The sequence below is a fragment of the Chryseobacterium sp. CT-SW4 genome (genome assembly GCF_048572715.1).
GTDB lineage: Bacteria > Bacteroidota > Bacteroidia > Flavobacteriales > Weeksellaceae > Chryseobacterium.
The window spans coordinates 18,916-32,081 of record NZ_CP183841.1 but is presented as its reverse complement, the minus strand read 5'-3'; the positions used below and the strand labels follow the sequence as shown (position 1 = coordinate 32,081).

Annotated in this window: 18 protein-coding genes; 13 read left to right on the top strand and 5 right to left on the bottom strand. The window is 31.1% G+C overall.

The genetic code is table 11. The features are described 5' to 3' along the window. The first annotated feature begins 214 nt into the window (after positions 1-214). On the top strand, positions 215-448 hold the full coding sequence (locus ABJ974_RS16920) for a hypothetical protein (protein ID WP_419871075.1): 234 nt from the start codon (positions 215-217) through the stop codon (positions 446-448). Positions 449-479: 31 nt separating this feature from the next. Here ABJ974_RS16920 and ABJ974_RS16915 read toward each other — a convergent pair whose 3' ends face one another. The 4 genes from ABJ974_RS16915 to ABJ974_RS16900 are packed head-to-tail and all read right to left on the bottom strand — an operon-like array spanning position 480 to position 3,197. Then, the gene (locus ABJ974_RS16915) at positions 480-848 is read right to left on the bottom strand and encodes a hypothetical protein (protein WP_419871074.1); all 369 of its coding nucleotides are present in this window, start codon (positions 846-848) and stop codon (positions 480-482) included. A 9-nt stretch (positions 849-857) separates the two neighbouring features. Next, positions 858-1,469 (bottom strand): SOS response-associated peptidase family protein, encoded by a 612-nt coding sequence (locus tag ABJ974_RS16910; RefSeq protein ID WP_419871073.1) that lies wholly within the window; start codon positions 1,467-1,469, stop codon positions 858-860. Between the two features lies 1 nt (position 1,470). After that, complete coding sequence (locus ABJ974_RS16905; protein ID WP_419871072.1) at positions 1,471-1,938, bottom strand: LexA family protein; 468 nt, start codon at positions 1,936-1,938, stop codon at positions 1,471-1,473. Continuing rightward, positions 1,935-3,197 carry a Y-family DNA polymerase gene (locus tag ABJ974_RS16900; protein WP_419871071.1) on the bottom strand — a complete coding sequence of 421 codons (1,263 nt, stop codon included), beginning with the start codon at positions 3,195-3,197 and terminating at the stop codon, positions 1,935-1,937. The genes ABJ974_RS16905 and ABJ974_RS16900 overlap by 4 nt, the downstream gene beginning before the upstream one ends. Before the next feature lie 1,277 nt (positions 3,198-4,474). Between ABJ974_RS16900 and ABJ974_RS16895 the strand changes: the two genes are divergently transcribed. From ABJ974_RS16895 to ABJ974_RS16845, 11 genes are all read left to right on the top strand, one after another. After that, complete coding sequence (locus tag ABJ974_RS16895) at positions 4,475-5,902, top strand: hypothetical protein (protein WP_419871070.1); 1,428 nt, start codon at positions 4,475-4,477, stop codon at positions 5,900-5,902. Next, a complete protein-coding gene (locus tag ABJ974_RS16890) occupies positions 5,899-6,996 on the top strand; it encodes a tetratricopeptide repeat protein (protein WP_419871069.1) in 1,098 nt (365 codons plus the stop codon). The genes ABJ974_RS16895 and ABJ974_RS16890 overlap by 4 nt, the downstream gene beginning before the upstream one ends. A 6-nt stretch (positions 6,997-7,002) precedes the next feature. Further along, positions 7,003-8,091, top strand: a complete 1,089-nt coding sequence (locus tag ABJ974_RS16885) for a putative toxin (RefSeq protein WP_419871068.1) — start codon at positions 7,003-7,005, stop codon at positions 8,089-8,091. 23 nt (positions 8,092-8,114) lie between these two features. Then, complete coding sequence (locus ABJ974_RS16880) at positions 8,115-8,471, top strand: hypothetical protein (protein ID WP_419871067.1); 357 nt, start codon at positions 8,115-8,117, stop codon at positions 8,469-8,471. A 10-nt stretch (positions 8,472-8,481) separates the two neighbouring features. Further along, entirely contained in the window at positions 8,482-9,459 is a 978-nt protein-coding gene (locus ABJ974_RS16875) for a hypothetical protein (RefSeq protein WP_419871066.1), read from the top strand. Next, positions 9,459-10,229: a DUF2314 domain-containing protein gene (locus ABJ974_RS16870; RefSeq protein ID WP_419871065.1), complete on the top strand. Its 771-nt coding sequence runs from the start codon at positions 9,459-9,461 to the stop codon at positions 10,227-10,229. Before ABJ974_RS16875 ends, ABJ974_RS16870 begins: the two co-directional genes overlap by 1 nt. 80 nt (positions 10,230-10,309) lie before the next feature. Further along, positions 10,310-10,621, top strand: a complete 312-nt coding sequence (locus tag ABJ974_RS16865; RefSeq protein ID WP_419871064.1) for a type II toxin-antitoxin system HigB family toxin — start codon at positions 10,310-10,312, stop codon at positions 10,619-10,621. After that, on the top strand, positions 10,605-10,961 hold the full coding sequence (locus tag ABJ974_RS16860) for a helix-turn-helix domain-containing protein (RefSeq protein WP_419871063.1): 357 nt from the start codon (positions 10,605-10,607) through the stop codon (positions 10,959-10,961). The genes ABJ974_RS16865 and ABJ974_RS16860 overlap by 17 nt, the downstream gene beginning before the upstream one ends. Before the next feature lie 230 nt (positions 10,962-11,191). Beyond that, positions 11,192-11,422: a hypothetical protein gene (locus ABJ974_RS16855; RefSeq protein WP_419871062.1), complete on the top strand. Its 231-nt coding sequence runs from the start codon at positions 11,192-11,194 to the stop codon at positions 11,420-11,422. Continuing rightward, complete coding sequence (locus ABJ974_RS16850; RefSeq protein WP_419871061.1) at positions 11,340-11,885, top strand: hypothetical protein; 546 nt, start codon at positions 11,340-11,342, stop codon at positions 11,883-11,885. Before ABJ974_RS16855 ends, ABJ974_RS16850 begins: the two co-directional genes overlap by 83 nt. Beyond that, positions 11,878-12,117 carry a hypothetical protein gene (locus ABJ974_RS16845; protein ID WP_419871060.1) on the top strand — a complete coding sequence of 80 codons (240 nt, stop codon included), beginning with the start codon at positions 11,878-11,880 and terminating at the stop codon, positions 12,115-12,117. The genes ABJ974_RS16850 and ABJ974_RS16845 overlap by 8 nt, the downstream gene beginning before the upstream one ends. On the opposite strand, the gene ABJ974_RS16840 is transcribed toward ABJ974_RS16845, so the two are convergent. Further along, entirely contained in the window at positions 12,114-12,593 is a 480-nt protein-coding gene (locus ABJ974_RS16840; protein ID WP_419871059.1) for a helix-turn-helix domain-containing protein, read from the bottom strand. The genes ABJ974_RS16845 and ABJ974_RS16840 overlap by 4 nt on opposite strands. A gap of 175 nt (positions 12,594-12,768) precedes the next feature. Between ABJ974_RS16840 and ABJ974_RS16835 the strand changes: the two genes are divergently transcribed. Next, positions 12,769-13,143, top strand: coding sequence for a DUF6876 family protein (locus tag ABJ974_RS16835; RefSeq protein ID WP_419871058.1), 375 nt, complete (start codon positions 12,769-12,771; stop codon positions 13,141-13,143). The last annotated feature ends 23 nt before the right edge of the window (positions 13,144-13,166 follow it).

The window sequence follows — 13,166 nt, the reverse complement described above, 5'->3', positions numbered from 1 at the left end:
TTATAAATAATAATACCTTGGGTGGAGTATTATGGATAATAATAAGGAGTTCGCCTATGGCTCACCTGCTTATAGTTTGTCCCTTCGGACAAAGTTTTATTTATAGTCGGAAAAAACATCTATCGATATTTTTTCTGATAAAAAGGAAAAAAAAAAAAAGAAAAAATATAGTTGTTTTTGTTGTTTAAGTTGTTTTTATTTATATTTGTTTAATATGAAAGAGTATTACCAGCTAATAAAAGAATTAGATAACCTTCCAGATAATATGGCCCGGGAAAAATATTTAATGGATATTAAGCAAAATCCATTAATTCCGAGGCACGATCTCCGAAGAATTGCATGTAATATTTTACTTGAAAGCAAATTTATTGAGACAAATTACCCAACGGAGATTAAAAATAGGATAAGAAAAGTTATAGCCTATTTTATGAAAATATCAAAAAAATGAATTAAAAATTATAAATAATATTTTTCTACAATTAAAATTTAACACCTTTTTCTATGAGAATCTTAGCTTTATTTTCTATTAATTTCATTGTCAATTTTTCACTGTAAATAATATGCCAAATATATTCTAGATAACTATAGATGTCCTGGTCAATCTGAGCTGAAAGAAATACATATAAATCTCTTTTTTCGTTATCTGAGAAATATTTTTCGTCAAAATTTACAATATTATCAGCTGCAGTTTTCCATCTTGATAAATAATAATCATCAAATTCAATATTTTTTTCAACAGCTGCGCCTCTGATCAACTCCATACTATCATTATATAAACTTTCAAAATCCTCAGGATCATCTGCAACATACTCACCTAGTAGCCACATTGTAATTTCGTTTAGGCTCATTTTTAGAAATTATAATTTTTCAGGTTCAAGATTAATATATTCTAAATCAGGAGAATATATAGGAAATTGGAATTCTTCAATAGGTTTAAGATTAAGGAAATCTATTCCTTTCTTTACATCCAAGGTTATTATCATACGATCATGTATTTCAGCTTGAACAGGATTTGGAAGAGTAGTGACTAATCCGAATCCTATATTTCCATCCGGATATATGTCATAGAAACCAGCTATATAAAACTGCAGTTTTTCCTTCCAAAACATTTCATGTTTGATCTTTAATGGTGTTTTTTTCCCTTCTTTGAAAACTGTTTTATGTTCATAATATGAGCTGGCAGGTATAAGACATCTGTTATTATTGATTTTTTTATAGTAGGTATATGTTTTTTCAGACTGTAGATTTTTACCTTTTGTAGCTGCATCCGGATTTTTAATAGTCCCCCAAAAAGTATTCATGAGTACAATACCATTATGATTTACTATCGTAGGTATTTCGGGGACTGAAGGCTTTGAGAATGCAGTAATATTGCCTTTGAGTTCAAAATTATGATCTATTTCTTCCGCATTAAAATCAGAAACGGCTTTTTTTAAGTCAACTGCTTTATTATTAAAATTGTAACACATATTAAAATATTTTTTTAGTGAGATCTTCTCTAATTATTGCAAATACCTTACCCATAACAATTACAGTATCTTCATCTGATACAGTGATTTCAGGGAAAGTTGTATTATCTGGAATAAATCTTTTATTTTTTGTATCTAATCTTTTTGTAGTAAATTTTGCGTTATTAAATGATACTACAGCAAGGTCACCGTCATTCACCGGTAGATCGGCTCGGATAATTAAGATATCTCCTTCATGAATGGTGGGAAAATTTGAGATTCCTTTTGCTTTTGCAAAATATGTGCTTTCTGGCTTACTTAAATACCTTTCATCCAAACTTAAATGTTCACCTTCAAAATCTTCGGCAGGAGAGGGGAACCCATTTTCAATACTACTGTAAAGCCTTCCAAAAATTCTGGGGCTTTCAGGATTAACTTTGAGGATATCAATATCTTCAAACTGTATATTATTTAATTGGATAAGCTTCATTCTATTTCTAATAATTCAGACCAATTAGTTGTAAATCTTGGTGAAAGCTTTTCCTGTTTCATTTTCTCCCGTCTACCAAAGTCTTGAGAGCCCAATTTAACAACTGGATTTGGAAGTGATTTGTTTAGGAAATCAATAGCTTTCATTAAATTTTTATGTTTTTCATTCTCATTCAAGCTTTCAAATAGAGAATATTGTCTGAAGGGTTCCGGTGAAATACCTTCAACAATAACACCTGCTTTTTTATAAGCATAGCCGGATCTATATATTATGCTTAATGCTCTTTTAGCATATTGACTTAAAGTTATATTTGAATTACTTGGCTGTGGAAGTTTTAATTTTATTGATTTGCTATATTGTGGAAGATCTTCTCTAAAGAAATTAGTATGAATGAAAACCGTAATTAGAGAACAGTATGATTTTTCTTTTCTTAGTTTTTCAGCACACCTTGTAGCAAATGTAGTTACTCTTTCTTGCAGCTCATCAAATTCAAAAAAATTTTTATCAAAACTTCTGGTGGTAGCAATACCTTTTTTTCTTTTCTTTTGTTCCAGTTCCAGGTATTCTTTACCCTCCAGCTCTCTTTTAAGTCTAAGACCCACAATACTCATTTCCTTCTGAACAAAATAATCAGATTGCTGAGTAAATTGATATGCATTATTTATACCAATGTTCTTTAATTTATTTGCATATTGGCGACCTATACCCCATACATCTTCAATCTTTAACCATTTTAAAGCTTTGATTCTTTTTTGTTCAGTATCGATGATATATACACCCTTAAATTCATTAGGAAATTTTTTAGCAATTCTATTGGCAACTTTTGCCAATGCCTTTGTTGGTGCGTATCCTATTGAAACAGGAATTCTTGTATACTGAGCAACCTTCGATTTCATTTGAAGTCCATAGTCATTCAGATCATAATTTTCAAAACCTTTCAAGCGCAAGAAAATTTCATCTATAGAATATACTTCAACTTCAGGAGTATATTCTGAAAGAATTTTCATTATTCTATTACTCATATCACCATACAAGGCAAAATTTGTAGAAAAGATTTGTACGTCCTTTTCCTTGAACAAATTAGCATACTCAAAAGCTGGTGCCCCCATCGGAATTCCCAGATCCTTGGCCTCATTACTCCGTGCAATTGCACACCCATCATTATTTGAAAGTACAACCACCGGTTTACCATTCAATAATGGATTAAATGCTCTTTCCGCAGAAGCATAAAAATTATTACAGTCAACTAAAGCATACATAGAACAAAATTAAGTACATTTTCAGATAATGCGAATACCACATGTTGTTAAAGTTTAAGAACACAAATCAAAATGCCTATAGCGACAGAACTTGTCGCATTTTATTTATTTTTCCGTTTATGTTTTTTAAAACTTTGTTTTAGATTTTATTAAAAAAAATTTTTAATCTATCAAAATTTTAATACATTTGCAGAGTAATTATAATTACGCAATAGTGTAATTTATAAATAACCCAGCGAGTGCAAATCGCTGAGTTATAATTAAAATTGATGCTACATAAATAGCTTGATGATTTCGGCAATAGCTCTCACTAAAGTTGCAATGCCTTTCCAATCTGGTTTTTTCATTGTGTTGATTTTAATGGTTTGGACACATAAGTTTTTTACGAATGTGTACTTACAATCGAGTTACATTTTAAACATCATTAAAGTGCGGTTCCGTACACGATGTTTTAAAAAAGACAAAAAAATAATGGAACCTATGATTTTACTTCATAGCTTCTTAAATTTAAAAGTTAAAAACTACCATTGGAAGGTCGAAATTCTCAGGTAGTTTTTTTATTTATACAAATATACTAATTATTCTCTCTGGTCATTTTTTCACAAATTTTTCTAAATACAAATTTACTGCTCCAAATCCTGAAAAGCAAAAAGGTAAAATTTTCTATTAAGTTACCCCTAGGTTCCACATCTATCAATCTTTCTCTATAATACTAAATATCTTGTAAAACGACCTTTTTTAAAAAAGATCTATTGTTTCTTCGATGTTGAATACTGCAAAATTAAGTGTTAAAGATAACATATACAAAAGGATTGATGTACAGATTAAAGTATCTTGTGAACCCTTTTGAATAGGAAGTTTATAACAATACAAAAATTTGGTTGTGAGCAATAATCAGCGATTCAATTTGATTGAGGATATATTTAATTTAAGTTTTTATTATCTTCGCAGCAATAACATTTACGGTAAAAATTAAGCATTCGCTTTTCTTGTTAGGAAAACTGGCACTTTTCAAAGAACACAGGAATAAAGCAATGCCTTCGCTTCGGCGTGGGCTTGTTACTTGTGTTCGGGTATGCCAGTACCTCCTAGCATTGACATAGCTCCACGCTTTTTTTGTGCCCTGGAAAATTCAGGATGTTATATGTAAAGATACGACAGCTTTTGTCGTAGTTCTGGCATAGCTTTGTTGAGAGGATAATATGAAAATTGGGGGATTTTACTATACCAGGATCTAATTTTTTTATATATAATTGTCGTCAAAACAAACAAATACAATGAAAAAAAATGATTTTCAGTTACTTCTCCTATGCTTAGGAACTTTGGGAACTGCCCAGATCCCAAAGTTCCCGACAATGCAAAATCCTAATCCCTCCACATTTCAGAATTATTCTGATCACACCTTTACCAATTCAAATAGGAATAATTCGGCTCCCATAGTTCAACAGAACTACAAAAATGTAAGAACTCCCCAATCATACCAACAGGATGTTAAAAAAGTTCAGGAAGATATCAGGCGGTTTGAGCAGGAACAAGCCGAAGCTGAAAAAACTATATTATATTCCAGAATAAAAGCGTTGGAGGATTCCGGATATAATCTGCCCTCTCTTTCAGGAAAGTCAGGAACACAAGCCTATTATGATGCCTTTAATAAACTCTCTACATTTGATACAGAAAACTATTCTACGACTGAAGCCAATTTTATAGTAGAAAATGCTTTTTATGATGGTAAACAGAATTTTCAGCAGTTTAAAGCCGGAATACAAAGGACGGCAAAACAGGTTCTTCAGAAAATGAGAGCTGACAAGCTCGATACTGAAGATAATACCATGAAAAACATCGCCCTGTTTAAGCACTTTTCAAAAAATTACAAGTATGATTTTGATGATTATTTCGGAGCAAAAGACTGGAGTAAAATGTTTATCTCCAAACTTACAAAAACAGGAAAAGGGCAATGTCACTCAATGCCATTGTTATATCTGATGATTGCGGAGCAGATGGGCGCACAGGCTTCTCTCGCTACCGCCCCCAACCATACCTATATCAAATTTTTAGATAGTGAAAACCAATGGCAGAACATAGAGCTGACCAACGGAATTTTTACAACCAATTCCATGATACTGGAGTCCGGCTATATCGGTTCTGAAGCCTTGCAGAATAATGTTTATATGAACAGTCTGAGCAAAAAAGAACTCATGTCTCAGTTTTTTGCTGATCTGGCGAACGGCTACATTCATAAATACGGAATGGATGAATTTGTAGGCAAAACATTAGATAAGGCATTGGAATACGCCCCGAATAATATGTACGCCAATTTGCTCAAATCCATGTACCAACAGGCAAGATTTAAGCACGTTACTGATAATTTAGGAATTAAAAACGCAGAAAATCCAGAAGAACTGCAAAACATCCGCTATTTTCCTAAAGCAATCGAATTACTTCAGGAAACTAAAGCACAGTTTGACAAGATTGATAATTTAGGATTCAAATTCATGTCAAGCTCTGCCTATTCGGAATGGCTAGGCAACATGGGAAGGGAAGCCAACAGACAGCAGAGTGAGGAAATTGCAGAAAGAATAAAGCAGATGAATGCTGAAAAACAGAGAATAAAACAGGAAGATCTTAAAAAAGCGCAGGAGCTGAAGAAAAAACAGAAAGAGCTGGAAAAACCTAAATATATCCCGATAGACCCTAACAAATTATGATGAAAAATTTATTACCATTCACAATCTTTATTTTGCTTCTGGGCATGATAACTGCCAAAGCTCAAAGCAACCAGTTTTACAATGATTCATACCAGACTATTGACAATATGCTGGAAGAAAAACAGAAATATAGTTTTAAAGATGCTGTTTTTAGCGTGGAAGAAGCCTATTATCAGGGTAAACTGGATACTACTGTACTCAATAAGGAGATCCGTTTTTTAAAGAGTTTTGCACAGAGTATCTTAAAAAGTAGGGATTTAGTATATAAAGAGACTGATAAGGAAAAAGTTAGTAAATATTCTGCTGTCTACTCAATCATGTGCCGATCTCTTCCAGTAGCTGTTAAAGATAGTGTTATTCAATACCAACCTTTTGCTTATGATTTTACCGATGTTTTTGGCCATAATGACTTACCAAACCTTTTTGTTTCTAAATTATTAATCACGAAAAAAGGAAACTGTAATTCGATGCCGTACCTATATAAGATTTTAGCTGAAGAATTGGGAGTAGAAGCTAATTTAGCATTAGCACCCAATCATGTATATATCAAGCATAATATTAAATCTATCGGATGGTTTAATACTGAGCTTACAAGCGGGATTTTTCCGGAGGATGGTTGGTTGATGGCTTCGGGGTACATTCATTTAGATGCTATTAAAAATGGGGTGTTTATGAAAGCTCTTAACAATAAGGAAAGCCTTGCGCTCTGCCTTTTTGATCTCGCTCAGGCATATAACAGGAATTTTCCTGATAATGACGGAGAATTTGTTTTAAAAGCTCTAAACAGGGCAGTAGAAATTTATCCCAATTTTGCTAAGGCTTTAATTTTAAGAGCCGAAACCCATAAAAAACAGTTTGAAAATATCATGTTTAAACTGAACCTAAGCAAAGATGTTCCAGAAAACATTAAAATCGCTCAGAAAGACCCCAAGGCAAAGGAGTTAATGGAACTCATGAAAAAGGAATACGGTCACATTTATGATTTGGGTTACAGACAGATGCCCGAAGAAATGTATCTGGACTGGCTCGTATCGTTAAAAACCGAGAGAAATAAATTTGAAAACAAAAAATTAATAAATAACTTTAATAACTAATCACAAATGAAAAAATTATTTTACTTTATCTGTATTTTACTCCTGGGATTTGTCCATTCACAAGAGAGGGGTAAGAATGAACCAAAGGTTGAAAAACAATATGTAAATCCTGTTAAACTTACAAAAGGAGAAAGATCGCGTCCTTACATGGATGAAGTGTTGAAAACAAAAGAGGTTCTTACTCCAGAGGAAGCAGAAAGAAGAAGAAAAAATATTGAAAAAGCTAATCCTTTCAAAAAATATGGGTTCTATCCAAAAATTGCAACGTTAAGCAAGGGAAAGTATTTAGAAGCTCACGATTTAGACAGTATTGTAAATATTGGTTCTATTCGCTTTAACAGAAAGACAAGAGAGATTACAGAGTTAAGAGAAATAGATCTAAGCAATCCAGATGCACAGCCTTTTCTTGATACGGCTGGCCGTTGGTTTTCACCTGATCCGCTAAGCGAAGAATTTTCAGATTGGTCTCCTTATAATTTTTCTTTCAATAACCCTCTTAAATTTATTGACCCGGATGGGAGAGCGCCTGAAGAAGTTAACGGGTGTTGTTGGTGGATGCGTTTAATGCCTTTATTTGAGGAGTCATCTATTAAACCTTCACCTGTTATTGAAACACTTACCAAAACAGGTGAAGCAGGAACAAAAACAGGTGAAACTTCGGCTCAACAGGAACATTTCAATTTTGGTAGATATGTCGAAAAAAAGCAGCTTGCTGAAATGGGAAAAGAGAAGAATACTAAAACTTACGAATACACAGATCCTAAAACAGGAAAAACGGGAAGAACTATCCCGGATGCAATGACAGATGAAGGAGGAACAGTAGAAATAAAGCATGTTGCTAAACAGTCTTTAACAAAACAACTTAGGGGACAGCAGGAAATTTCGAAGGGGAATGGACAGGAAGCAATCTTGAAAATTAATGAATCGGCAAAATTAAGTGAGCCGCTTAAAAATTCAGGTATTAATATTCAACGATACACTCCGCCTGCAAGACCTAAAATAGATAATATTAAAGTTACACCTGCTCCAGCACCGAAGCTTATGCCTGTACCCAAGCCTAAAGACCCTTGTGGGGGTGTTCCAGGATGTGCTTAGTTTAAAAATTATTATATTTAGCTATGAATAATATTGAGAAATTACTTGGGGCAATAAAAGAACAAGCTGAAAAGTTTTTACTTGAAAATGGTGAATTTGCTCCGTATGCTACAAATATTAGAGCTAACGGAAAACTGGTTTATATTTCCGCTTACTCTGAATCAACAGATTCAAAAGAAATGTATGATATTTTGTTAGCTGGAGCTTATGACGATTTACAAGATGACGATGTTCGTGTTTATGCTATTGCTCAAGACGGAAGATATCAAGGAAAGGATGTATTAGTAATTGAATTCATCCTATCTCCTGAAGATAAATTCCAACAAATCTATCCTTATAAAATAGAAGATAATAAAGTAATATTTGGAGAGATGATTTAAATTCAGAATTATGTTAACTAATCCATATTCGACTTTTAAAAACGATGAATTTCTAAAATCTAAAATTTTAGCCAAAGAACTAAATGTTTCTGAAAGTGATTTTATGAATATACAGTTTTGGTTTGACTTATTACTATTGAAACATGAAGAAGCAACGATTAACCATGAAGAGCAATTAATAACTGAAAAAGAATTAGAAGCCAAATTTAACAAGCTTGTTTCATCAGAAATCGAAAGGAAAAGTTATAAATATATTCTTCCAAAATTATTGAATTACAATAATGAATTCAATGGTGCTTTTTTAAGATCGCTGTATGTAGCAAGGTTAGGAGCTTTACTTAGAGAGAACTTGATACCCAAACTTGTTAATGATAAGAAAATTGTTTATTCACCAGAAGATTTTTTTCATACTACCATTTATCTTAAGGATAACTATTTTGTTTCTCCTAACAGCAATTTTTTAGAAGATATACTGAAAATTGAAAATGTTCGTGGTGTTTTTAAACAGGCTACTACCAAAGTTAAGTTTGAAACTTTGAAAAATATATTACACATTATATATCAGAAAACCTATCATCATGATATTATCTGTTTTAAAAAGATTTTAAAATTAGTATCAGAAATAGATTCCGAATTAATTGGCTATTTGAAGAACTTTCAAGTAGAAAATAAACAGGGTTGCTATAAGATTATTAATGATATTTTGAATTTGGATTTATTTAAGGATAATTGGAATGACTTTGAGATAAAAGTTCAATTAATTAGATTTTTCGATACAGTCAGAGGTGCTAATCCTACCTCCAGTTGGAATAATAAATTTCAAGAACTATCCGTAATTATTGATAAAAAAATGTTTTTAGAAATTATTCATGTCGTTTTGAAAAATGAAAACTGTAGAATTTATGAATTTGATTATGGGGCGCAATGGGGTGACGATACAGCGAAACGATTTTTAAAATCTGCACATTTGATAAAAGATATTTTGTAATGAATAATAGTGTAAAAATCGAAGATGATAATATTTATCAATACAATTTATATAAGGCAAAAAATACTTTATGGTATTTTAACTCTCTAATTATGAATACGCAGAAAGAATATAATTCTGTTAAGTTTAAAAATAATGAAAATGTTTATGGATGGTTAGAAAATGTTAAAATTGAAGGGGAGTATTTCTTAGGTAACTTGGCTGAAAACGGCATTTCACAAAAGATAATGATTAATAATGTCATAGACTGGATGATTATTGAAGACGGAAGATTGATTGGTGGTTATACTATAAGGCATTATAGAGATACTCTTGATGATGAAGCAAAAATAAACTTTGATATTGATTTTGGAGTAAGAATTGACGATGGAAATGACTTTTTTAAACCGGATTTGACTACACCTGAAGGAGCTATAATTAAAATTGAAAATTATTACTCAAATAAAGATTTAAAAGGTGTTATTTCTTGTAAAGATTTTCAAATGGAAGCAGAAAATTTATTGAAGGAAAGAGGCGCAATTATTACCGAAGAGACTAAAAATAAAATAGCAGAAGCTCTAAAATCATCTGTGGTCGAAACTTTTCAATCAAATGAATTTCCAAATTTCGAAAATATAGAAAGGTGTTTTACCCTTTTAGAAGAAAAACAGGATCAACGATTAATTAAAGAAAAAGTCATCTTTCAAAACGGAAATTTTACATTCAACAAATTATGGGTATGGCGATCTAAAGAAGGAGATTGGAAAGTTTTAAATCTGGTTGAAGATTAATGAATACAGCAGAAAAACTTATTTAAAATTAATAATAAAATAAATGTTACCAATTTGGTAACATTTTTGTATATTTGTATATGAGAATCATAGCCATTAAAACTTTAAAAATATTTATAGAGGATTTTCCAAAGTCAGCGCAGCCACTTTTAGCATGGCATGATGAATGTTTAAATGCAGAATGGAATAATCCAAACGAATTGAAAGCACAGTATGGAAATGCTTCCATACTAAGCGATAAAAGAGTGGTTTTTAATATCCACGGTAATACCTATCGCTTGATTGTAGATATTGAGTACAGACTAAAAATTGTTTTTATTGTTTGGTTTGGAACTCATAAAGAATATGACAAAATTGACGCCGAAAAAATCGAATATGTTAAGACCAATTAAAACCGAAGAACAGTACGAAAATTGCCTAGAAAGAATTTATATATTAATGCAAGCTAATCTAAAACAAGATTCTAAAGAATCAGATGAATTAGAAATTCTTTCAATTCTAGTTAAAAACTATGAAGAAGAGCATTACCCAATCGAAAAACCTAACCCAATTGAAGCCATAAGATTCCGTTTGGATCAAATGGGTGTTGGAGAATCCTATTTGACAAAACTTTTAGGAAGATCACGAAAATCAGAAATATTAACTGGGAAAAGAAAATTAAATCTTCCTCAGATTAGGAAAATCAGTAACGAACTTCATATTTCTGCCGATGTATTAGTACAGGAATATTAAAGTTATATATTAAAGCTATCAATCATTGATAGCTTTTTAATTTGTTAAAAATTATACCAGGATCTTCTGTACATACTTTTTTATAAGTTAAAAGAAAAATATACTAAATCTATTTTTCATTCTTATGTGAATTTTATTAATTTTGTAGATCTGCAAAAACTGAAAAACACAAAAATTTTAAAGTATAACTAAAAAAAAACCATAATTTTAAGGGCATATAAATTTAAGTCATGAAAACAAGGTTAATTTTATTAGGGATAGCATTAACAGCAATTTTATCAGCTTGTGCGGATAGAGATGAAACTATTAATGAAACAAATATTTCCCCTCAAAAAAAAGTATTTATTCCTAAGAAAGAAATAAGAAAACAAGAATCGAATGGAAAAAAAAGCGACACCATTAAAACATCGTCAGCAGTCCAAGTTGTCAACCCAGGGGACATCGTTGTTCCACCGCACTAAAAAAGTGCAATTATTATTATCTATTTTATCTTCGATAGCACTTATTATAGGTGGGTTACTTCCATTTTTGGATAATATTTTGAGTTATTTTTATCCGGAGGCGATGGCAAAACCATTTGGTGGATTTCCAGCGACGAAAACAGCAATTTATATATTTTCCGTTGTATTCGCTACTCCAATAATTCTTATTGCAAGTAAATACCACCCTTGGTGGTGGTGTTATATTAGTCCGATTGTATCTTCACTCATTCAAATAACAGGTTTTATTATAATTTGTTTTGGATATACTTTTAACTTTGACCTAACTGCTTATGCATGTTACATTATTGCTGGGATTATATTAGTACCATTGATAAGAAAAGCATATAACTACAGCCAATATATCTATTTAGTGGATGAAAGAGAAACGGAAATACTGGAAAGCACGCTGAAGTATTTAGAAAATGAGGAAGACGATGATTAGTAAATTTAATCTAATTTTACTGCTTGATGAAAAATATAAAGCTGATTACTTAACAGGTAAGATAAAAAAAAAAACATATCTTGCCTGTCGTATTTTTCTGTCATTAGAAGCAAAAAAAATTATGCTTTCTTCTGAGAGCAAGGAAAAAGTAATATTTTTTATTGAGAATGGCCAAATTGATAATACTACCCCCTTACAACAATTAAAAGAATTGTTTATCAATTTAGACTAGCTTTTTTCAAATTTTTCTAAATATTTTAAGTATTCTTTTGGATCTTCCAATTCTCCTGCTTTCTTAATATCTTCTATGTTAATATCTTCATTCATTTCTAAGAGTACTTCAATAAGTGTATGAATTGAAAACATACCTGCTAAAAGCTTTTCTTCCGATTTTTTTATTTTATTATTCATTTCTGATTTTAGTTCAGAAATTAGCTTTCGGATCTCTGCTTTTATTATTTCCCCTTCAGAAATGGAATTTATTTTTCGTAAAGCTTCTTCCTTCAGCATTTCTCCTTCTCCATTTCTTAACAACCAATCCCCATTTAGAAAAGGGCATTTTTCCATTACTAGTTCGTAATCTATGACATCTCTGCTCTTCCACGCTGACAGCGTATTTTGTTTTATACCTAAATATAAAGCAAAATCCTTGTCATGTTTTATTTTAAGATAATTTTTAATATGATCCAGTATTAGAGTTTTCGTCATAAATTATGAATTTATTTATCAAATAATGTAGTTAATTCTACAATATTTGATATATTTGTTTTGTATCACCCAAAGCAAGACAAAAATAAGACAAAAAATTAAAGTTGTGTGAGTTCCAAAGATAAAATTTACTAACTCCATAATAGAAAGATAACCAGGATTAAAAAAAATTTAGATGAGTAATAAGCGTAATAGTAATATTAAAAATTCTGCTAATGATCTATATGATATTTATACAACAGAAAAGCAATTGTATGAGTATAAAATGGGTATAAAGCTTTCAGAAGGAGTAAATGATATTGCTACCTATGAAGATTGCTTTTGGTTGATTGATTTAATATACAAAGATCAACCAAAATTAAATTCTCAACCTCTCATATATGAGCTGGAAAAGGTTGAAGAAAATAATTTTACTCTTAAATGCTTTTATGAAAATGGAGTAGTGGTTTCTGAGCAAAACAATTTGAAGGTTAGTTTCTATTTTGAATATTTACAGATTGTTAGAAAGGGTAAAATATTATGTTTACCAATAGAAAATAGTTTATATTAATGTAGCTGGGATGTTAGTCATTG